Annotated in this window: 16 protein-coding genes and 1 pseudogene; 11 read left to right on the top strand and 6 right to left on the bottom strand. The window is 49.6% G+C overall.

What is annotated here, in order from left to right:
• Window positions 1-111: 111 nt before the first annotated feature.
• The 4 genes from U9M73_RS06020 to U9M73_RS06035 form a co-directional block, all read right to left on the bottom strand.
• Entirely contained in the window at window positions 112-504 is a 393-nt protein-coding gene (locus U9M73_RS06020; RefSeq protein WP_036643827.1) for a hypothetical protein, read from the bottom strand.
• An 85-nt stretch (window positions 505-589) separates the two neighbouring features.
• Window positions 590-2,056, bottom strand: coding sequence for a 4-hydroxyphenylacetate 3-hydroxylase family protein (locus tag U9M73_RS06025; RefSeq protein ID WP_323076549.1), 1,467 nt, complete (start codon window positions 2,054-2,056; stop codon window positions 590-592).
• A 129-nt stretch (window positions 2,057-2,185) separates the two neighbouring features.
• Window positions 2,186-2,836 carry a spore cortex-lytic enzyme gene (gene sleB / locus U9M73_RS06030; RefSeq protein ID WP_036643830.1) on the bottom strand — a complete coding sequence of 217 codons (651 nt, stop codon included), beginning with the start codon at window positions 2,834-2,836 and terminating at the stop codon, window positions 2,186-2,188.
• Window positions 2,837-3,064: 228 nt separating this feature from the next.
• A complete protein-coding gene (locus U9M73_RS06035; RefSeq protein WP_323079068.1) occupies window positions 3,065-3,745 on the bottom strand; it encodes a protein kinase domain-containing protein in 681 nt (226 codons plus the stop codon).
• 120 nt (window positions 3,746-3,865) lie between these two features.
• Here U9M73_RS06035 and U9M73_RS06040 point away from each other — a divergent pair, with 120 nt between their 5' ends.
• The 7 genes from U9M73_RS06040 to U9M73_RS06070 all read left to right on the top strand — a co-directional run bounded on the left by U9M73_RS06040 (window position 3,866) and on the right by U9M73_RS06070 (window position 15,018).
• Window positions 3,866-6,265, top strand: a complete 2,400-nt coding sequence (locus U9M73_RS06040; RefSeq protein ID WP_323076550.1) for a polyprenyl synthetase family protein — start codon at window positions 3,866-3,868, stop codon at window positions 6,263-6,265.
• Between the two features lie 314 nt (window positions 6,266-6,579).
• Window positions 6,580-8,058, top strand: a complete 1,479-nt coding sequence (locus tag U9M73_RS06045) for an Lsa family ABC-F type ribosomal protection protein (protein ID WP_323076551.1) — start codon at window positions 6,580-6,582, stop codon at window positions 8,056-8,058.
• Between the two features lie 129 nt (window positions 8,059-8,187).
• Window positions 8,188-9,279: a FecCD family ABC transporter permease gene (locus U9M73_RS06050; RefSeq protein ID WP_260070264.1), complete on the top strand. Its 1,092-nt coding sequence runs from the start codon at window positions 8,188-8,190 to the stop codon at window positions 9,277-9,279.
• Between the two features lie 3 nt (window positions 9,280-9,282).
• Window positions 9,283-10,044: an ABC transporter ATP-binding protein gene (locus U9M73_RS06055; RefSeq protein WP_260070265.1), complete on the top strand. Its 762-nt coding sequence runs from the start codon at window positions 9,283-9,285 to the stop codon at window positions 10,042-10,044.
• A gap of 16 nt (window positions 10,045-10,060) precedes the next feature.
• The gene (locus U9M73_RS06060) at window positions 10,061-11,146 is read left to right on the top strand and encodes an ABC transporter substrate-binding protein (RefSeq protein WP_323076552.1); all 1,086 of its coding nucleotides are present in this window, start codon (window positions 10,061-10,063) and stop codon (window positions 11,144-11,146) included.
• Window positions 11,147-12,239: 1,093 nt separating this feature from the next.
• Window positions 12,240-13,934: a M3 family oligoendopeptidase gene (locus U9M73_RS06065; RefSeq protein ID WP_323076553.1), complete on the top strand. Its 1,695-nt coding sequence runs from the start codon at window positions 12,240-12,242 to the stop codon at window positions 13,932-13,934.
• A 103-nt stretch (window positions 13,935-14,037) separates the two neighbouring features.
• Entirely contained in the window at window positions 14,038-15,018 is a 981-nt protein-coding gene (locus U9M73_RS06070) for an aldo/keto reductase (protein ID WP_323076554.1), read from the top strand.
• A gap of 37 nt (window positions 15,019-15,055) precedes the next feature.
• Here U9M73_RS06070 and U9M73_RS06075 read toward each other — a convergent pair.
• Window positions 15,056-15,250 (bottom strand): annotated as a pseudogene (locus U9M73_RS06075) (EcsC family protein); the annotation flags it as partial.
• A 195-nt stretch (window positions 15,251-15,445) separates the two neighbouring features.
• Here U9M73_RS06075 and U9M73_RS06080 point away from each other — a divergent pair.
• The 4 genes from U9M73_RS06080 (at window position 15,446) to U9M73_RS06095 (ending at window position 19,466) form a co-directional block, all read left to right on the top strand.
• Window positions 15,446-15,757, top strand: coding sequence for a hypothetical protein (locus U9M73_RS06080; protein WP_009223317.1), 312 nt, complete (start codon window positions 15,446-15,448; stop codon window positions 15,755-15,757).
• Between the two features lie 162 nt (window positions 15,758-15,919).
• The gene (locus U9M73_RS06085) at window positions 15,920-17,713 is read left to right on the top strand and encodes a sensor histidine kinase (protein ID WP_323076555.1); all 1,794 of its coding nucleotides are present in this window, start codon (window positions 15,920-15,922) and stop codon (window positions 17,711-17,713) included.
• Window positions 17,706-18,467, top strand: coding sequence for a response regulator transcription factor (locus U9M73_RS06090; RefSeq protein ID WP_323076556.1), 762 nt, complete (start codon window positions 17,706-17,708; stop codon window positions 18,465-18,467). Before U9M73_RS06085 ends, U9M73_RS06090 begins: the two co-directional genes overlap by 8 nt.
• Before the next feature lie 75 nt (window positions 18,468-18,542).
• On the top strand, window positions 18,543-19,466 hold the full coding sequence (locus U9M73_RS06095) for an ABC transporter permease (protein ID WP_407673971.1): 924 nt from the start codon (window positions 18,543-18,545) through the stop codon (window positions 19,464-19,466).
• Between the two features lie 170 nt (window positions 19,467-19,636).
• Here U9M73_RS06095 and U9M73_RS06100 read toward each other — a convergent pair whose 3' ends face one another.
• A complete protein-coding gene (locus tag U9M73_RS06100; RefSeq protein ID WP_016310842.1) occupies window positions 19,637-20,881 on the bottom strand; it encodes an IS110 family RNA-guided transposase in 1,245 nt (414 codons plus the stop codon).
• Window positions 20,882-21,175 lie beyond the last annotated feature (294 nt).

Here is a 21,175-nt window from a genome sequence, read left to right on the forward strand (position 1 = left end):
CTTCCATTTCCGCGTTGGTGCGGGATGGAGGTCCTTTTTTCAAGTGGACAAGCTAGGGAAAAGCAAAAGCGAAAGAGAGCCGTTTGTGGGCTATCTCCTTCGCTGTCTGCTTTAGAAGCACGTGAATGAGCGAATCCGATTCAAATCGATGCCGAAGTATCCCCAGAAGAAACCAAACCACCGGAATCCGGCAATCGAATTCCGCCCGACGAATACCGGGAAGAACCAGAATTGCTCCCCATTGTTCAGCCAAACGTAGGTGTTGCGGAACAAGCAACGTCTAATTCCGCCCGGATCGATGGCAAACGTGCCGACTTGCATTTGCGGTACAAATTGTGGTGGTGGAGAGGTTGGCGGCTGAACGCCTCCCGGTGCTCCTCCCGGAGTACCTGGGAATCCTCCAGGACCTCCCCCTGGAAAACCACCTGGAAATCCTGGACCACCAGGTACGCCAGGCCCTCCCGGAAATCCTCCGCCGGGTCCCGGCGATGGAAAAAATCCCATATGTGATCGCTCCCTTCAATGTATAGGCACAATCATCATATGCAAATGCGGAGAGGGCGGTTGGGCGAATGCCATGGAAATTGTTTTATTTTTCGTGCTTCTCACTCAGGCCAAGAAACTGGTAAATTCGCGACTTGTATTGCTCCAGGCTTTCGTAGCAGCCATACATGCGGCTTGCGATCGTCTTCCCATTCCCAAAGAAGAAGCGTTCAAACTGGTTTTGTCTGCCGCCAAACGCGCTGCCGCCCAGCTCCCAGGCCAGCCTGAAGAGGGCGATGCGATCTTTTGCCAGACTGGATATTCCCTGCAAATAGGTATCGAGGTAAGCTTGGTTTTCCGAATTGAAGTCTGCCCCAAACGGGTTCATGATCAGTTGGCTGGCGCTAATCGTACGGATCATCTTCAGCGCTTCCTCATGCAGATCGGGAAACTGGATACCCGCGGCGGTCAGCGGTGCCAGCGCTGGAACATAGTAACCGGATGCGGTGAAGGTTCCGCCGGTCTCGGCCGCCATACGCAATGCTTTCAGGTTCTCCAGCATTGCCATGATTTTGGCGATTGAATGAAGGAACGAGGGCTCGCCATCCGCATTCTGCTCCATGGCCAACGCTTGCAGCAGCCCTAGGAAAAATTCAGTCTTCGCAATGTACCGCGTGAGGATCTGGTGACCGGCGTATGCATGGAAGTGCCCTTCATGAAACAACCGATCGCACAAATCCTCTTCGCCGAAGAAAAATACCCGATCCCGCGGAACGAGAACCCGATCAAAGATCACCATCGTGTCCATTTCCTCAAACCGGCTGGAGAGGGGGTGATCATAACTTGAATCAAACGCGTGGCTCTCTCGGCAAATAAAGGTCATTCCCTCCAAATCATTTGGTACCGCAAAAGCGAATGCGCTGGGATTCACCTTCCCGTCTCCCAACATAAAGGAAGGCGTGGGGAGGACGAGGATTTCCTCGCAGGTGGGTCCCTGGGTCGCCATCAGAAAAGCACCGCTTACGACAAGACCCTCAGGAAGGATCTCTACCACCTTGGCGGCCAGGGATTCATCATGATCAACCGGTCCGGACATTTTGCTGATCATCGGCTGAACAAAGGCATGGGATAACGTGATGTCATTTTCCCGACAATACTCGTAATACGTACGCAGATTCTGTCCATACTCCGGCGCGACAGCCTCCATCATGGAGGCAGCGGTATAAAACGACATCAACGCGGTGTTCATATAGTCGGGGGAACGGCCGAGAAATCCATGATGCAAACCGGCCCAAATCTCGGACATCCTCCTTCTGCGAACTAACTCTTCGGGAGTGGTCGGCGGCAAAAATGAAAGGCCAACGCGCTCCTCGGTGGTCGGTGACACATACGTCATGACGTCCCGCAGGTCATCCTCGCATTGCTTATCGTACATCGCGGCCTGCGTCCGGATCAGACCTCGAAAGGCAGGGTGCTCGGATAACGGAACGTTAACGCGTTCGCCGTTGTACCATAACCGGATGCGCTTGCGGTTGATCCGTTCGATGTACTGTTTTCCGTTTTTAATGGGCATCGTCTTCTTTGTCCCCTTTACTTGTAATAAGTGCAGTTTTTATATATAGTGCAGGGGCATTTAGGAATGTGCTTCTTAAAAGAACAGGATCTTGCGAAATTCGCAAGACCCTGTTTCAGCTCTGATTCATTAACTAGTGAAGATGTGGTTGCCGATTTGAAGCTTCTGCGGACGCGACCAAATCCATTTGCTTGTCGCTGTTTTTGGATTGAAATAATAAAGCGAACCGTAGGACGGATCCCAACCTCTGACCGCATCCAGTGCAGCTAGATAAGCCGTGCGGTCCGGTGTAAGCCAAATTTGTCCGTCATCGACCGCAGTAAAGGCGCCCGGTTGAAACACGACACCGTTGATTGTATCAGGGAATAAAGACGATTGAATCCGATTCATGACGACGGCACCCACCGCCACTTGTCCGGTATACGGCTCACCTCGAGCTTCACTATAAATCACTCGGGCCAACAGATCCATTTCGCTTTGATTTAGCGAATATTTTCTCAGCGCCGCCCAAGTCTGGGGGCCAGCCACACCGTCAACCTGAAGCCCGTAACGCGACTGGAACGTACGCACGGCTTGTTGCGTTTTTGTCCCGTAATATCCGGTAAGTTGTTCATTGAAGATGCCCAGCGCCTTCAGTCGGTATTGAAGATCCCAGACATCCCCGCTCGTGGAGCCCAGCTTCAGCGTCCCGGAGGCTGCCTGCGTTGGCGCTGCTCCGCCCAACAGGCCTACCGAGAGCACGATCACAAAGAGTAAAAGGAATCCTCGGAATTTGTTCATTTTGGGTGACCTCCTTTCCCTACAACATTGTAGGGAAGACTGTAGAGCGGGACAACCTACAACTTTTGGCATTCAGCGGGAAGTCAGGGAAGGGGTGAGAAAAAAATCCCCCTGAAAGGTTGAGGGGGAGACAGGTTTCCGGCTAACTGGAGCTATGTCTTCTCGATTTGTAATAACCGGATCCCATGTAGCCGTGGCGGTGCTTGTAGTCGGAGGAGGAGCGTCCCATCATTGGCCGAGTGTACCCGTGGCTGCTGCTGTAGCGCTTACCGTAATGTCTAGCCGAGCTGCCGTAATGCCTTCGATGGCTATGCGTAGCGGAATGAAGTAATTTATTCTCGCCTGGGACAGAAAGACTCCCAAATCCTCCATGGCATCTAAAGCGTCCGAATAGGGCTTCCGCAGTTGGAGCAGCCGTTCGATGATTTCAATCAGGGAGGGGGAGAGGGTCAACTCTTCCTGCCAGCTTAGCTCCTTGGCGTTCGTGGCGGAATGGGGTGATTCAAAAGTAGAGTAGAGCAAAATGCAACAGGATGTTTGGAATACGCAAATCAAGATGAACGAATCCTTGCTGATGGATGGGACCAGCTCGAGCAACTGCAGGGTGATTTGGGCACTATCCACTTCGCCATACCGTTGTCCTTGCTCAAAGATCAAATCCTCCAGCGTTGTTCCTTCTACCATGGACATAATCAAAAAGGGATGGCGGCCGATCATCATCCATTCTTTAAAAGCGGGGAGCTGCGGGTGATTCAAGGATTGCAGGATACTTGCTTCTCTCTCCAACAGCTGCCGGGCCAATGAGCCTTTGCTGGGTCTGACTTGCTTCAAGACAACAGGCCGATTCTCAAACTGATCAAGGCCGAGATAGGTGATCCCGTAGCTGCCCTCGCCCCCTACTTCCAGGATTCCTAGACTTAAGTCTAGGTTGGATACAGACTATTGCACGTTTTTGACGTTCTGTCGTTTATACTATTATAAAAGATAATGGTCTTGGAAGAAGACAAAAATAAGCCGAGGGATGCAACGATGACGATAATGAAGGCGAACACGGAACAAGCGGATAGGTGGTATCAACGGGCCGAAAGCAAAGCCGCACGTTACTTGGACTTGTTGCAGGAACAGCTCCGCTCGAAGAGCTACGTGTCCAGACTGCTCGATGATTTCATATGGTGGAAAAAAAAGCACCTTCCACGTCAGAAATTGCTCCCGATCTGGCGACGCGGCGCCAAACCGCCCGATTCATCGGAGGGTTCCCGGTTTCTCGCATGGCTGGCCCGTGCAGGGAAGCTGGACGATTATTTGGAGCGGAGCGTTTCCTATATGTATCTGCGGGATCTCGGTCAGGATTTGTCCGATCCCCGAACCCGTGCCAAGATCCAACGCATGGCAGGCGGTTTGAAGAAGTCTCTCGTCTCACCGGATGAAGCAACGGTCGGAACGGGAATCATGGAAGAGATGATCAGCTTAGCTTCCGTCTATCGCTGGGCTCAGCGAGAGGGCGTGGAGGAAGCGGTGATTTGGGTGATGGAGCGGTTAAAGGGCGTTAGGTCCCATCTCCCGCCAGAAATGAATGCCGAGGAAGCCGAGCGCAAGCTCATCAAAATCATCTTGGGCGTCGTGATGCACGTCATGGACGAAATGGAGGGCCACAAAGGCTCTGCGGAGCGTTCCCGCCGGCTCGGAGAGGCAATCAAACTGGGATATTATTACGGGCTGACCTACCCGTTTATTGATGACCTGCTGGATTCCGGAGCCTTAAATGCCGAAGAGCAGGAACAATATTCCCGTATGATTCGCTTGACGATCCGAACGGGTATTGTACCCGAGCTTGGGGAGTGGAGCGGCCGCCATCAAGAGCTGGTTCGATATATCCATACTGAGCTTCGGGAAGCGTATGAATTTATCCGCGGTTATCAGAATCCGGGTACGCAGGACGTATTTTTCGAGCAATCGTATATCTTTTTTGAATCCCAGGACGCCGATCGCTGCAAAACATTACATGATGCGCATTATACCAATGAAGAGTTATACCTGCCCATTATTTTAAAATCCGCCTCGTCGCGGCTGATCGTTCGTTCCGTGATTTCTGCTCCCCAGGATGAGGGGTTTGACCAGCGTGTATTCTATTACGGCCTCTACAATCAGCTGGCTGACGACTTTGCGGACATGGCCGCAGACCTTGATGCAGGAGCGGTCACGCCTTATACGTATTATTTGACCTACCGGCATGAACGACCGGATTTGATCAATCCGTTTGAATTGTATTGGGCGGTCATTTCGCATTTGATCCACCATGTCTACCGTTCGGAGCCCCAAACCCGTGAAATCATTTTAGCGCGTGCCATCAATGGACTCAAACGATATCAAAGACGGGTTGGAGTAGAGCGGTTTCATGAAGTCTTGGCGATTTTTTCGATCGGTCATCCGGAGCTGGAGGATCTGATTCAGCTTCTGGTTCGTCGTGCGGTGGATGTAGATTTCTACGACAAATGGCTGCGGGACCAGTTGCTAATGGCGTTGCGAGCGAATCGGCAAGAGCAAGAAGCATTTGTTGAGCTTGTCCAAACCGCTCGAAAGCATGTAGATGCGATATTGCCAATTACAAGCACAGCATCGTCTTTGATTACGGAAGATCCCCTCCTGGTGAATACGGCCAATTACAGTTTGGAAGGCAGCGGGAAGCGGCTCCGCCCGATCTTAGCATGGGTGATGGGCGTGCAGGTATACGGACTGGATCCGGCTGCGTTATCCCCTTTGTTCCGGGCGCTCGAATACATGCATACCGCCTCTCTGATCTTTGATGACTTACCGTCTCAAGACAATTCTCCATCCCGCCGTGGCAAGCCAACGCTGCATGAAGTGCATAACAGCGCCATTGCCGAGCTTACGGGAATTTTCCTGATCCAGAAGGCGGTGGAAGAGCAGGCATCTTTGAAAGGCTTCGACAACGAGTCCGTGCTGGCGCTGCTGCAATACTTATCCCGGAAGGCCGGGGAGATCTGCATGGGGCAAGCGATGGACTTAAACGCCAAAGGCAAGGTGTTAACCGTAGAGGAGCTCGACCGGATTTGCTTCTACAAGACGGGAATTGCGTTTGAAGCCTGTTTGGTAGCGCCGGCGATTTTGGCTCGGGCTAACGAGACGGAAATCGCCGTTCTGAAGAATTTTGCTTATCACACTGGCATCGCTTTTCAAATCAAAGACGATCTGCTGGATGGGGAAGGGGATCCGCGTTTACTCGGCAAACCAACGGGGAAGGACATTGAAAACGGCAGTTCCACCTATGTGACTGTACTGGGGACGGCTGAGGCAAACAAAGCGATGTGGGAGCATTATTGCCTGGCGATGGAAGCGCTCATGGAGCTCCCGAAACCTCCGGTTTTTCTTAAACACTTACTGCACTACATCATTAACCGGGAAACTTGAGCATGTCATCCTAAGATCGATTTGAATTGCTGTGGTGTGCCTTGCACTCATGTCAGCAGTATGTTAGAATACGACTATCTTAAATGAGGGAGCTGAAACGGATGGATATTTCTTGCTAAGAAGATGGAACCGTAATGCGAGCTTGAATCGCATGGTTTATTTCTTATGCAAGAAAGATACTTCATCCTTTCACTCCAATCGTATATATTCTAAATCCATCCCCGCCGGCAGGGTTGGATTTGTTGTATATTTTTGGGCTGCAGGAAAGGTATCTTTCTTGCAGCCCATTTTTTTATGCAGGAGGGATGTTGTTCATGTCATTAATTCATGTGAACCATCTAACGTTTGCCTATGAAGGCAGTTACGATAACATTTTCGAGGATGTGAGCTTTCGCATCGATACCGATTGGAGGCTGGGCTTTACCGGCCGGAACGGACGGGGGAAGACGACCTTCCTGAATTTGCTGCTCGGCAAATACGAATACAGCGGACAAATTTCCGCGGATGTCAGCTTCGATTACTTCCCGTTTGAGGTCAAGCATCCGGAGAAGAATACGCTGGATGTTGTAGAGGAAATTGTTCCGGTCTATGAGTTGTGGGAGCTCATGCGTGAGCTTTCTTTACTGCAGGTGTCCGATGATGTGCTGTACCGTCCTTTCGAGTCTTTGTCGAACGGGGAGCAGACCAAGGTAATGCTTGCCGCCTTATTTCTGAAAGAGAATCACTTCCTGCTGATCGATGAACCAACGAACCATTTGGACATGGAAGCCAGAGAGCTCGTGGGTGATTATTTAAACCGCAAGAACGGGTTTATCCTGGTTTCTCATGATCGCGCCTTTTTGGATCGCTGCGTGGATCACATCCTGTCCATCAACAAGACAAACATTGAGATTCAGAAGGGCAATTTCTCCGATTGGTGGGAAAATAAAAGGCGCCAGGACAACTATGAGTTAGCCGAAAACGAAAGGCTGCAGAAAGACATTAAACGCCTGTCGGAAGCGGCGAAGCGGACGAGCAACTGGTCGCATAAGGTGGAAAGTACGAAAAACGGCACACGAAATTCCGGCTCCAAAGTGGATAAGGGCTACATCGGTCATAAAGCGGCCAAGATGATGCAGCGCTCCAAATCGATCGAGCAACGACAACAGAACGCGATCGAGGAAAAGTCGAAGCTGCTCAAGAACATTGAAGCCTCAGAAAGCTTAAAAATCGCCCAGCTGCCTTACCATAAAACGCAGCTTGCCGAATTTGACCGCGTTTCGATCCACTACGGCGAGAAGCAGGTGTGCCGCGATATCAGCTTTACGATCGAACTAGGCGACCGGATCGTGCTGATGGGCCGTAACGGCTCGGGAAAGTCAAGCATTCTGAAGCTGCTTTGCGGGGAGGATATCCGCTATACCGGCACGGTACGTCAAGGGAGCCAATTGAAAATCTCTTATGTGTCTCAGCAAACCTCTTGGCTGCATGGGAATTTAACCGATTTTGCCAGAGAGCATGACATTGATGAAAGTTTGTTTAAAGCGATTTTGCGGAAATTGGATTTCTCCAGATTGCAGTTTGAGAAGGATATCGCGGATTACAGCGGGGGCCAGAAGAAAAAGGTGCTTATCGCGAAAAGCCTCTGCGAAAAAGCGCATTTGCTGGTATGGGACGAACCGCTGAATTTCATTGACGTGATCTCGCGTATGCAGATCGAAGATTTGCTGCTAACCTATGAGCCTACGATATTGTTTGTTGAGCATGATCGCGAGTTTTGCGAGCGGATTGCGACCAAACAGGTACAACTATAACATACTTTCAACCGCGTTCATCGCGGTTTTTTTATTTAAAAAATTTTCAAATTTCGGATTGTAATTTTATGAACAATGTCTTATTATCATATCTATGATAATGATTCTCATTATCATGATCATCGTTTTATGGGAGGTGAAATTCTGAATACTACAGCCGCGAATCAAAAAATGGGGAGTCTCTATTACCTCTTAATCCTCCTATTAATCGTACTGATTGGGGTATCCGCGGTTTATTCCGTATCCATTGGTCAAGTCCATATTCCATTTAAACAAGCGATAACCATTATGCTGAACTTCTTGTCACACGGTCGATGGGGGTCGCTGGAGCATATCGATAACCAATCCTACCTGAACATTATTCTGCAAGTTAGGATGCCTCGTGTCATCTTTGCTCTTCTTATCGGCATGGGACTCGCATTGTGCGGAGCCGTCATGCAGGCCGTGGTGCAAAACCCGCTCGCGGATCCATACATACTTGGCATCTCGTCCGGCGCTTCGCTTGGAGCCACCTTCGCCATACTGATCGGGTTCGGAAGCGGTGCGCTATTGTCCCAGTTCGGCGTAGCTTTTGGTGCCTTTGTTGGCGCGATGATCGCGTCGATCGCCGTGCTGATTCTATCCAGCATTGGAGGCAAAGCAACATCGGTGAAGCTCGTGTTATCCGGGGTTGTCCTCGGCGCTTTGTGCAGCTCCTTCTCCAGCTTGATCATCTATTTCGCCAACGATGCAGAGGGAATTAAATCCGTGACCTTCTGGGCGATGGGCAGTTTGGCTTCCTCCAGTTGGGACAAAACACCGATCCTGGCGGTGATTGTGATTCTAGGGTGCGGGCTGTTTCTATTTCAACATCGCGTGCTGAACACGATGCTGTTAGGCGATGAATCCGCGATTACCCTGGGGATTAACTTAAGCATTTTTCGCAAATTGTACATGGTCTTGACCGCGCTAATTACCGGTACGATGGTGGCTTACGCTGGGATGATCGGATTCGTAGGTCTGATCATCCCGCATATCACCCGAGGTCTATTTGGCGCAGACCACAAGCGATTGATGCCTGGAACCCTGCTTCTAGGCGGACTGTTCCTGATCTGGTCGGACATTTTGTCCAGAACGCTCATCCATAACGTCGAATTACCCATCGGGATCATTACTTCGGTGATTGGGTCGCCCTTATTTATCTATATGATCGTGAAAAAAGGCTACAATTTCGGAGGTTAAAGCATGGAATTGACCGCGAAACACTTGGAGATCAAGATCGGAAAAAGAGAAATCGTCAAAAATGTTTCGATCCACGTCAAAAACAAGCAGTTTGTTGGACTGATCGGCCCCAATGGATGCGGAAAATCGACGTTGCTAAAAAGCATCTACAAGAGCTTGGTCCCGCAGAACGGCACCGTTTTTCTGAATGATATGGATGTATTAAAGACTTCAGAAAAAAAGGTGTCGCAACAATTAGGCGTGGTCGGTCAATTTAATGAGATGCATTTTGATCTAACGGTGCAACAAATGGTGATGTTGGGCCGGACACCCCACAAAAAATTGCTGGAGTCCGATAAGCAAGAGGATTATGAAATCGTAGAGGAAGCCTTAAGAAGAACGAATCTGCTCGAATACAAAAACCGCAGTTATTTGTCTTTGTCCGGGGGCGAGAAGCAGAGGGTTATTTTAGCGAGAACCATTGCCCAACAGCCCAAGTTCATGATTTTGGATGAACCTACGAATCACTTGGATATTCGTTATCAGCTAGAGATCTTAACCTGTGTGAAGTCGCTGCAGATCGGTGTGTTGGCAGCGCTTCACGACTTGGAAATGGCCGCCCATTATTGCGATTACCTATATGCGATCAAGGACGGCGAGGTTTATGCACACGGAAGACCGGAAGAAGTTCTGACACCGGAAGTTATCGAGTCACTTTATCACATCAGATGCCAGACATATATCAATCCGATTACGAACGGATTAAGCTTCGCATATGGAATTTAGAAGGGGAGAACGAAGGATGAAGAAGAAAATATGGCTTGCTTTAAGTTTAACATTCCTGCTGACATTAACGGCTTGCGGAGGGGCAAACACGAGCACAAGCACAAGCAGCGGCACGGCGTCAGCGCAAAATCAAACTGAAAATCAAACTCAAAACCAAGCTCAAAATCAAGAAGCAGCTACCAGCCAGTATCCCGTAACGATCGTTAACTACGCGAAAGCGGAAGGCGGTACGGTGTGGGATGAGAAAGAGCAAGTCTTCGACAAAGCGCCTGAACGGATCATGGCAAATACAAGACCAGCCGCTGAATTGCTGTTGCATTTAGGGTTAGGCGATAAAATTGTTGGGGTCGGAGCAAACTTCGGTGCACCGGATCCATCGGTGGAAGAGGAATACAACAAACTGAATATTTTGAGCGATGGATACGTTGGGAAGGAAGTTACCCTTGGAACGGATCCGGATCTGGTCTTTGGGCGCGGCGGTTTATTTGAGAACGCCGATTGGGGTGTCGGCACCGTTGACGTATTAAATGATATGGGCATTAAAACTTATGTTTTAGAGTCTTCGATTACCGGAGGAACCTATGAATCAGTCTACAAGGATATCGAGAATTTAGGGAAAATCTTTAATGTGCAGGATAAGGCAAATGAATTTATTCAAGAATTAAAAGCAAGACAAGAAGTCATTAGCTCCAAACTGGCGGGCATTACCGAAGAAAAAACCTTCGCTTTATTATTTATGAGCGATCCAAATGAAGTCAGCGTCTATGCCGCCCATGCTGAAACCTTCTTTAACGATGCGTTCCATATGGTGAAGCTTAAGAATGTCTTCGAAAATAATACCAGCGACGAGGTAAGTGTGGAATCGCTGATCGGGGCCGACCCGGACGTCCTGATCGTCCCGGATTGGAGAACCTATGACGGATCGGATCCCAACACGCTCAAAGAAGCGCTTTATAACAATCCGAAATTATCCAGCATGAAGGCGATCAAGAACAAACAGATCTACGCGGTCGACTACAACTATATGTTTGGCTATGGCTACAACACGATTGATGGGATGGAGCAGTTGGCGAAAGAAATGTATCCGGATTTGTTTAAATAAACGGTGGGATATAAAAAAACAAGGCAAACCGCAAAAGCGGATTGCCTTGTTTTTTGTTAATTATTGTAGCTTTCTACGCCTCGACGTTATCTAACTGCGCAGCTTTGGCAGCTTGTTTGACATGCATTGTTTTCATAACGAATCGAGCGATCGGTTGGGCGAGCAACATTTCGATCCAGAAAGCGATGCAGAAGTTTTTAGGCCAATGATAAAAGAACTCCTGGATTGGATCTACACTGATATGACGCTGTCCAACCCAAGATCCAATGACCCCTATATGATGACGACAAAGAAAGCTATTGGATGCTTCCCGGCTATATGAAAGGAATCGAGGAGGGCGGTGGAATCCCTCTCAGGGAGAATAGGGGAGCGTCATCAGTCTCAAACCGCTTTTTTCAGGCTAAGGATGCAAGCTGGGCAGATGAGGCATATACATATAGTTAAGTTCATCGGAAAGGGGTGGCTCCATGAGATTTACGGTGCAATATATCCCTCTTAACAAGCTTAGACCCGGCATCTCTGTTCAACTTACCCAGCGAATCAAGTCGCTTCGAAAGGCCGCGCAGGATTGCATGCATCTGATGGTTGTCCGCAAAAGCCGGAAGCACGGAGGATACATCATCGTTAGCGGAAATCACCATTACGAATTTTTGAGAAAGCATACGAAAAATACAGTGGCTCCATGCTTGGTGGACCAAGGTAAAACCTCCGAGCGCGTAGAATCGTTGATCCATTATTTTCGCAAACCCAATTTGCCCTATGAAGTCTGCGTGTTCAACGGGATCGGACATCCGCGAGCAGCTGGTCCATCATCCGTAAATTTTTGCGACAAGAGCCTCGGTTCAAGCAATTATCCCGTACACAGCAGCTGAAGGTACTTCGGCTTGCAATCCAATACCGGAAAACGACCATCCAATCGATGAAAGCCAAGGTCGACGGTTACCTTCGAACCAAGAAAACTGGATAAACCTACCGTGGTGTGCACAGCTAACAAATCGTGTCGTGATTGCGATCCCGAAAGAGGATTTAGTATAATGTTCGTATTCTTTTTAATTCCAAATTTATCTAATCTTTGAAAAGGCAGGTGTATGCCATGAAATTTAGCGAATACCGATATGAACGGCCCGATGTCCAAGCTTTCCAACAGAGATTTAAGGAGCTTCTTCAGGCATTTACAAGTGCGGATTCTTATGAAGAGCAAGTCCGGATCATGCGGGAAATCAATCAACTTAGAAGCGGCTTCGATACAATGCAGGAGATCGCCAGCGTCCGGCATACGATCAATACAAACGACGAGTTTTATAAAGCGGAACAGGACTTCTATGATGAAGTGGGCCCGGTTGTGCAGGAATCGATTACAGACTACTACCGGGCTTTAGTTCATTCGAAATTCCGCGGCCAGCTGGAGAAAAAATGGGGACATCAGCTGTTCCGGCTTGCCGAGCTGTCGTTAAAGACGTTTAGCCCGGACGTCATCGAGGATCTGCAGCGGGAAAACAAACTGACCACGGAATACGCCAAGCTGATCGCCTCCGCAAAAATTCCGTTTGAAGGCGAGGACCACAACTTGTCCCAGCTCATACCGTTCCAGCAATCGACGGATCGGGGGGTTCGCAAGCGTGCGGCCGAAGCGGCGTACGGTTTTTTGGCCGAGCATGAAGATGAGCTTGACCGGATCTATGACGAGTTGGTCCAAGTGCGGACCAAGATCGCCAAGAAGCTTGGATTCCGCAACTTCGTGGAGCTCGGTTATGCCCGCCTGTCGCGGACGGATTACGATGCCGAGAAGGTAGCGAACTTCCGAAGCCAGGTTCTCAAGCATATTGTGCCTGTGACCACGAAGCTGAAGGAGCGGCAAAAGCAGCGGATCGGCGTGGACCAGCTGCTGTACTATGATGAGAGCTTTGCTTTCAAATCCGGAAACGCGGTACCGAAAGGCGATTCCGACTGGGTTGTGAAGAACGGGGCGAAGATGTATCGCGAGCTGTCTCGGGAAACGAATGAATTCTTCACCTTCATGACGGAAAATGGATTGATGGATCTCGTGTCCAAACAAGGTAAACAGGCTGGCGGGTACTGTACCTTTATCAGCGATTACAAGGCGCCGTTTATTTTCTCAAATTTCAACGGGACGTCCGGCGATATCGATGTGCTGACACATGAAGCAGGGCATGCATTTCAAATGTATGAAAGCCGGGGCTACGAGGTGCCGGAGTATCAATTCCCGACGCTGGAAGCCTGTGAAATTCATTCGATGAGCATGGAATTTTTCACCTGGCCTTGGATGGATTTGTTCTTTGAAGAACAGGCCGATAAATACCGCTTTGATCACTTAGCTAGTGCAGTCATCTTCATTCCTTACGGCGTGGCGGTGGATGAATTCCAGCATTACGTCTATGAGCATCCGGAGGCGACGCCGGCGGAACGCAAGCAAGCTTGGCGGGAGATTGAACGCAAGTACGTGCCTTACCGGAACTATGCGGATAACGCCTATTTGGAACGGGGCGGATACTGGCACAAACAGGGGCATATCTTCAATTCGCCGTTTTATTATATCGATTATACCTTGGCACAGATTTGCGCGTTTCAGTTCTGGAAGAAGATGCATGAAGACCGCGAAGCGGCGTGGGCCGACTACTTGCGCTTATGCCAGCAAGGCGGCAGCCAATCCTTCACGGAGCTGGTCCAAACGTCCGGCTTGATTTCACCGTTTGAAGACGGCTGCGTCACTTCGGTGATCGGAAGCATCGAAGCGTGGCTGGACGGGGTGGACGACACCGTACTCTAAAGCGCAACCGAATTAGACGTTTGCAAGAGATTTGAATTGCGGACGTCTTTTTCTTTGAGAGATAATAAAGAGGATCAGACTTCATCGCATGGAGGAATGAACGATGGATTATGTGAAGCTAGGGAATACCGGATTGGACGTCTCGCGAATTTGCCTCGGCTGCATGAGCTTTGGCGAAGTGGTACCAGGATGGCATTCCTGGGTGCTGAATGAGGATAAGGCCCGCCCAATCATTCAAAGAGCGCTTGAGCTGGGCATCAACTTCTTTGATACAGCCAACGTCTATGCAGCCGGGACCAGCGAAGCGATCACGGGACGAATTCTTAAAGAGATCGCGAACCGGGACGAAATCGTGCTTGCAACCAAGGTGTGGGGACGCATGCATCCCGGTCCCAACGGAGCCGGATTATCGCGGAAAGCGATATTGAGCGAAATTGACAAGAGCCTGAAGCGGCTGGGGACCGATTACGTGGACCTTTATATCATCCATCGTTGGGATTACAACACGCCTATCGAGGAAACGATGGAGGCGCTGCACGACGTGGTGAAAGCGGGGAAAGCCCGGTATATCGGTGCTTCTGCAATGTACGCCTGGCAATTCCAGAAGGCCCAGTATGTCGCTGAGAAGAACGGATGGACCCGGTTTGTTTCCATGCAAAACCACTACAACTTGATTTATCGGGAAGAGGAGAGGGAGATGCTGCCGCTCTGCAAAGACCAAAACCTCGCCGTAACGCCTTATAGTCCGCTCGCTTCCGGCCGCTTGATTCGCGATGCATCGGTCACCACCCATCGCTCGGAAACCGATGCGATTCAAAAATCCAAGTACGATCCCACCGCAGCGGCGGATCGTTTTATTATTGAGCGTGTGGCAGAAGTGGCGGAGAAACGCGGTGTTCCTCGCGTACATATCGCGCTGGCTTGGCTGTTGCAGAAGGAACAGGTCGCAGCACCCATCGTGGGCGCTACAAAACTATCGCATCTGGAAGATGCAGTTGGGGCGTTATCGGTCAAACTCAGCGCGGAGGAAATGGCCTATCTTGAAGAACCATACGTACCGCATCCGGTTGTAGGGGCGGAGTGAGGGTTAACTCGTCTGATCATTTAGTTTACGCAAGCGATACGCGTTCGGAAAACACCTTCGTGTCATACCCGTAGACATGGGCCAATTCGAACAGAAACTTCATTTTAATCGCAATGAATGCCGGAAAATCCACCGCATTCAGCACAAGACCGCCAGCTCCGGTTCCTGCGCCTTCGGCAACCGCGATTTTTTGATAAAGGCGAAGCAGTTTGTTCGCTTCTTGAGTGTTTGCCAGATTTGCTCATCTGTTTTGGCTGCCGGGCTTATCCTTTCTCCTTTTGCAGGAGGCATCTTGCCGGTGACATCAAAATAGAGATAAAAAAAGTGTGAACAAATCTTAAGAAATGAAAGAAAGAGATAATTTATTTTTTCCCTCTGTCGATATAATTCATATAATAAATATTTTGTGGAGAGGGAATTAAGTAAAATGGCAGAGCACAAGGGACAAGACAATGAAATCACGTCAAAGGATAAATATTCCACAACCCTAGAAATCACCTCATTATCTGGGGAGCGAACCTTCCGACAGATCTCCTTCTTTAAAGAAGTCGGACAAGCTCCAAATATGGGAGACTTTATCCAACTCATTAAAACAGAGCTTGGGGAAGAAGTCGAAATCGAAACTTTACAACCCTATTGGGTGTTTAAAACCGTTCTCGGGCATCCCACGAATATCAAGAATATTCGAGTCGTAAGAACGATGAAGGATAACACTTTTCAAAAGGTGACTTTGCTTTGAGATAATGTGATGATTTATAACCCGTGCGTGCACGGGTTATTTTGTTTTTATAGCCCAAAAACAAGAGCCCTTAAAAATGAGGAGTCAAACATAAGAAATCGAAAGTATCGGTATAATTCAGGCACTTTTATAATGAAATTGGAAGCCGAAGGTGAGAAGTTCATGAACTCTATTTTGCAACCGATTACAGCACGCCTGCGCAACCTGCGCCTGGTCCACAAATTGTTTATCGGCTATATCCTGCTGATCTGTATTCCGTTTGCCGTATTTGGATTGATCTTTTATAGACAAATGTACAATAATCAGCTGGATCACTTGAAAAGCGGCAAATCACAGATGTTAGAGCAGGCATACCGAAATTTGGAGGTTGATCTGACGAAAATCGAAGCGATGTATGCTCTTTTTCAAAACAACACCAGCCTGACGGAGTATTTGGGAGGATTCAGCGCAACCGATTGGGCGGAGGCGTACAGGTACAAGCGGGAGATCAGTCCCACCTTTTCCTTTGCCTACATTTCCAATCAGCTTATCGACAAAATCACCATGTATAAAGCGAATCCGGATCTTCCGATTCTATCCCCTGAAGTTCAGGATATCGCCAGATTTATGGATTCACCGCAGGCTGCAGACGTCCAGCGGCTTGCTCCTAACAAGGGGCTTTGGGCATACGAGAAGTCGGATTCGCCAAACGTGCTGCCCGCGATCCGTTATTTTCACAAGATGTACAATAACAGCTACACTCGTTCCATCGGCATCTTGCAAATCTCGTTAAACGACGGACTTTTTAAACAGTTCTTCGATGCCCAGCAGAGCCCGGAAGACGCATCGAAGATCGTTGTGGATGACAGCGGGAATCTGCTGTATGAAGAGCCGGATAACAAGCTGAATGAGCGGGAGAAAAGGGAGATTCTCAAGAAGCTGCCGCAAGCCGGCATGGCTACCTTATTCACAAAGAATCATCGGTACTTGATAGGTGCAGCGAAAATTGAACGTTTTAACCTGACGGTGGTGAAGGTTTACGATGTGCGGGACGCTTTGGATTTTTGGAAGACGACCGGATTTTCGCTTGGTATAGGGATCCTCCTGCTTACCGTGTTATCCTTGGTCTATTTTACGATTGCATCGTCCATTACTTTGCGAATTGTCCGGTTCTCCCGCCACTTGAGAAGAGTGGAGGATCCTAAGAAAGCCTTATACCCCGGGGAAGGGGGGGCGGATGAAATCGGATTCTTAATTTCTTCCTACAACTTGATGATCGGCCGGGTGGATGAATTGACACAGATGGTAGCGCAAACCGAATTGCTCAAGAAGGAAGCGGAGATCAAAATGCTGCAAGCCCAAATCAATCCCCATTTCCTGTACAACACGCTGGAAACGATGTGTATGCTGGCTACGCTGAACGATGATCATGAGGTTGCGGACATCGGTCAAAAGCTGGAAAAGCTTCTCAGGTACAGCTTGTCCAAAACGAAGGACGTCAGCACCTTAGGAGAGGAACTGGAAAACGTTCGACATTATCTGGATATCCATAAAGTGAGGATGGGGGATAAGCTCCAAATTGATTTTAGGATTGATGAGGAAGCGCTTCAGCTTCCTTGCCCAAGGTTCATTCTCCAGCCGTTAGTTGAAAACAGCCTTCTCCACGGGTTCAAAAACCTCAGAGGGCCCGCAAACCTGCGGTTGGAAATGATCGAGCAGGCAGCCGGTGTGATGTTAAACATATCTGACAACGGAACAGGTATCCCGGCAGAGCGGTTGTCTCGCATTCGTGAAGTGTTGGAGGGCGTTTTAGCCGTCAACCAAATCTCTTCTTCCGGTGGAATTGGCTTGCATAACGTGAACGAGCGGCTGAAAGCTTTTTATGGAAATGAAGCCGGGCTTAAGATACAAAGCATCGAAGGGCAAGGTACGACGATAACGACCTTTCTTGGACATGAAGGAGGACGTCATGCTTAAGCTGATGATCGTGGACGATGAGGCTATTATTGTCAAAGGCATGCAGCATCTGATTCGTAAAATGAAGACGCCATTCACGGATATTGTGGGGGTTAGCGACAGTGTGGAAGCGTTGCGGATCGCGGAAGAGTTCCAACCGGATCTTCTGATTACAGATATCCAAATGCCGGAGTTGGACGGACTGGATTTGATTCTGTCGGTTTCGGAGAAACAGGCGGCGGCTCGTTTTGTGATTTTGACTGGCTATGAAACCTTTGAATATGCTCGGAAGGCGATCCGACTTCAGGTCAAAGATTATTTGCTGAAACCGGTGGATCACCTGGAGCTGTCCAACCTCTTAACTCGATTGTCGATGGAGATTGTTGAGGAGCGGAACTCGCTGCACGAGGAGAACCATAATCAGAAGTCTGCCAAAGATGATAACCCGGAGAGCAATTACAATATCCGGAGGTTTAAGAACTTTATCCAAAGCAACTATATGCGGGATATTTCTCTCGAAGACGTCGCTGAATACTTGGACCTTCACCCGAGTTACGTATGCAGTCTATTAAAGAAGGAGACGGATCAGACCTTCGTTCAGTATTTGCGGAGCATTCGGATTGAGAAAGGCAAAGTGCTCCTGAGAGAACTCCCTCATCTTCCGTTAGAGCAAGTGGCAAATGCGATTGGCTATAAGAGCCAGGCTCATTTTTACAAAGTGTTCAAGCAGGAGAGCGGTGTGACACCAGGAGACTACCGGGCGATGCAACAATAGGACTTCATTGCAAACCGACTTCCAGAACAAAAAAGGGTGAGGCATGTGAACGTAATAGAAATTGAAAAAAGCACAGTGAAGTGGAAATTTGGAGCCGGTCACCGCTTTCGGGCTCTGTGGAAGTATCGCTGGCTTTATCTTTTTATGATCCCGGGAATTTTGTACTTCATTCTCTTTAAATATGTCCCGCTTTGGGGGCTGATCATGGCTTTCAAGAATTATCAGCCTTATGCGGGTCTGATGGGGAGCGAGTGGGTCGGTTTCAAGCATTTTGAAAGATTTTTGGGCATGGATGAATTTTGGCAGTTATTCCGAAATACGCTTTTGCTTGGCTTATACAATACGGTGATTTTCTTTCCCGTAACGATAATTCTCGCTTTGCTGCTAAATGAAATTCGTAGTGAGTTGTTCAAAAGATTGGTCCAGACGCTGGTGTATGTACCGCATTTTCTGTCCTGGGTAGTCATTGCCGGGATTACCTATGTGCTACTTTCTACTGAAAACGGTATCATTAACAGCTGGATTACGAGTTTAGGCGGACAACCGGTAGAGTTCCTGACCAGTACGGCTTGGTTTCGGCCGCTGATTATCCTCCAGTTGATTTGGAAAGACGCAGGGTGGGGAACGATTATTTTCCTGGCTGCTTTGGCTGGCGTTAATACGCAGTTGTATGAGGCGGCCAGAATGGACGGTGCAAACCGGTTCCGATTGCTCTGGCATATTACGCTTCCGTCCATCCGCAGTGTCATTGTGATTCTGTTCATCTTGCGGTTAGGGACGTTCCTGGATCTTGGCTTTGAGCAAATCTTTCTGATGTTGAACGCGATCAACCGCGAGGTTGGTGAGGTGTTTGATACGTACGTATACCGTGTTGGTCTGATGCAGGGGCAGTTCAGCTACAGCACGGCAGTCGGGCTGTTTAAATCCGTTATTGGATTTATTCTGGTTATCCTCGCCAATAAAATTGCCAAGTGGTTTGGCGAAGAAGGCATCTACTAGAAGTCCAGCGGTATGATGTCAAGCTGTTGATTTAATCGAATTGGAAATTTCCCGTGCCTGTTGAGCGCGGAGTCACGAAAAAAGGGCGCATCAAACCAAACCCAGCCAAAAACCATGTCAGATACCAGATTTTTACTGGGAATTCGTGAAGGACTAAGGCAAAGGAGGCGTTAATCCTTGGCGCTATTCACCTTCCTTCGAGGCGTGTAGAGTTGGCCGCTGCGTAGCAGCACATCGACCAGACGCACGAGTTTTCTTGCCGTTAAGACGAGGGCGCGTTTGTGTTGATTCTTGGGCACTTCGTGATACTTCTTCCGGTAATATTCACCGAATTCTTCATCGCGCATCCTAACCGAGTTGGCAGCTTCAACGAGGTAGTAGCGCAGGAATCGGTTGCCGGATTTGATGCGGGCGGTGTCCTCCGCCTCGAAGACGCCGGACTGGTGCCTGCGCCACGTCAGACCCGCGTACTTGGCGACGGCGGCTTGATCCTTGAACCGTTCAATATCGCCGAGTTCGCCGAGCAGACCGGCTGCATAGACTTTGCCGATGCCGGGCACTGACAGCAAGCACTGAGCGCCTTGAATGCCGTCGAGGACCCGCTCGATCGCTTTGTCGAGATCCTTGAGCTGCTTCTGGATGCTGCGGATGGATTCGATGGAGGTGCCGAGCACCAGGTCAATCGAATCCTCCACGACCTTGGACAGCCGATAGGAGGCGCGGGCAGCTTGCTGAATGCAGCGGGCGACCCGCTCGGGATCGGGGAAACGATTGCGTCCCTTGTCCCGCAGATAGTCGGCCAGATCGGCCACGTCCATCTCGGCGATGTCATCGAGGCTGAACTTCTCGGAGAGCATCTCCATGAGCGCATGGCCAAACACGGAGCTGTCGACCTCGGTTGTAAACGCATTGCACTTGTAGAACAGGTTCTGCAAGAAGTACTGCTTCTCGCGAGCCAAGTTATGGACCAAGTGGAAACGCATGCGCGTGAGGCGTTGAAGGGCGACATACTGCTCCTGCATGACGATGGTGGTCGTCAGGCGGCCGAAGCGCAGGCGATCCGCAATGACCCAGGCGTCGAGCCGGTCGGTCTTGTCCATATCCGCATAGGCTTCTCTGAACTTGCTGATGAGCTTGGGGTTCAAGGTGAACACCTTGGCCTTGCGCTCTCGAAGCGCTGGATCCTGATGCAGGTACATGGCAGGGTGCCAGCTGTAGACGGAAGTGGCTTCCAAGCCGATGTGAATCTCGGTGACGGCCAACTTGTCCGCTGCAGCGACGATTTGGTCACGCAAGTGCGAGGCGCCATTCAAATTGTTTTTGACGGTGAGTGTCTCAAGCTTGTCACCGTCAGCGTTCATGAAACACGCTTCGAGCTCTTGCGAGCTCACGTCAATACCGACAAAAAGCTTCAAGTGAAATTCCTCCTTTCGCTAGGGATTCAGGGAATGGACGCTCCGGGATGCCTCCGGCGCACGCGCAGATCTATCACCCTCGCGTATGAGGACACACTTCGGGCCATGAGCTGCCCCGGATCTGCTAAAACCGGGCATGGGATGCCGAAGGGAACAGCCAGCGGGTAAGAAGCTCAGACGCGTACCGGAGAAACAGACTTAAGGAGTAGACGATGCTACTGGAGGCAGAAGGATTTCCCCGAATGGACCCTACGTTCCATTGTCCAGAGGCATACCGGAAAGTCCAGTCCCTGA

Source organism: Paenibacillus phoenicis, assembly GCF_034718895.1.
Lineage (GTDB): Bacteria > Bacillota > Bacilli > Paenibacillales > Paenibacillaceae > Fontibacillus > Fontibacillus phoenicis.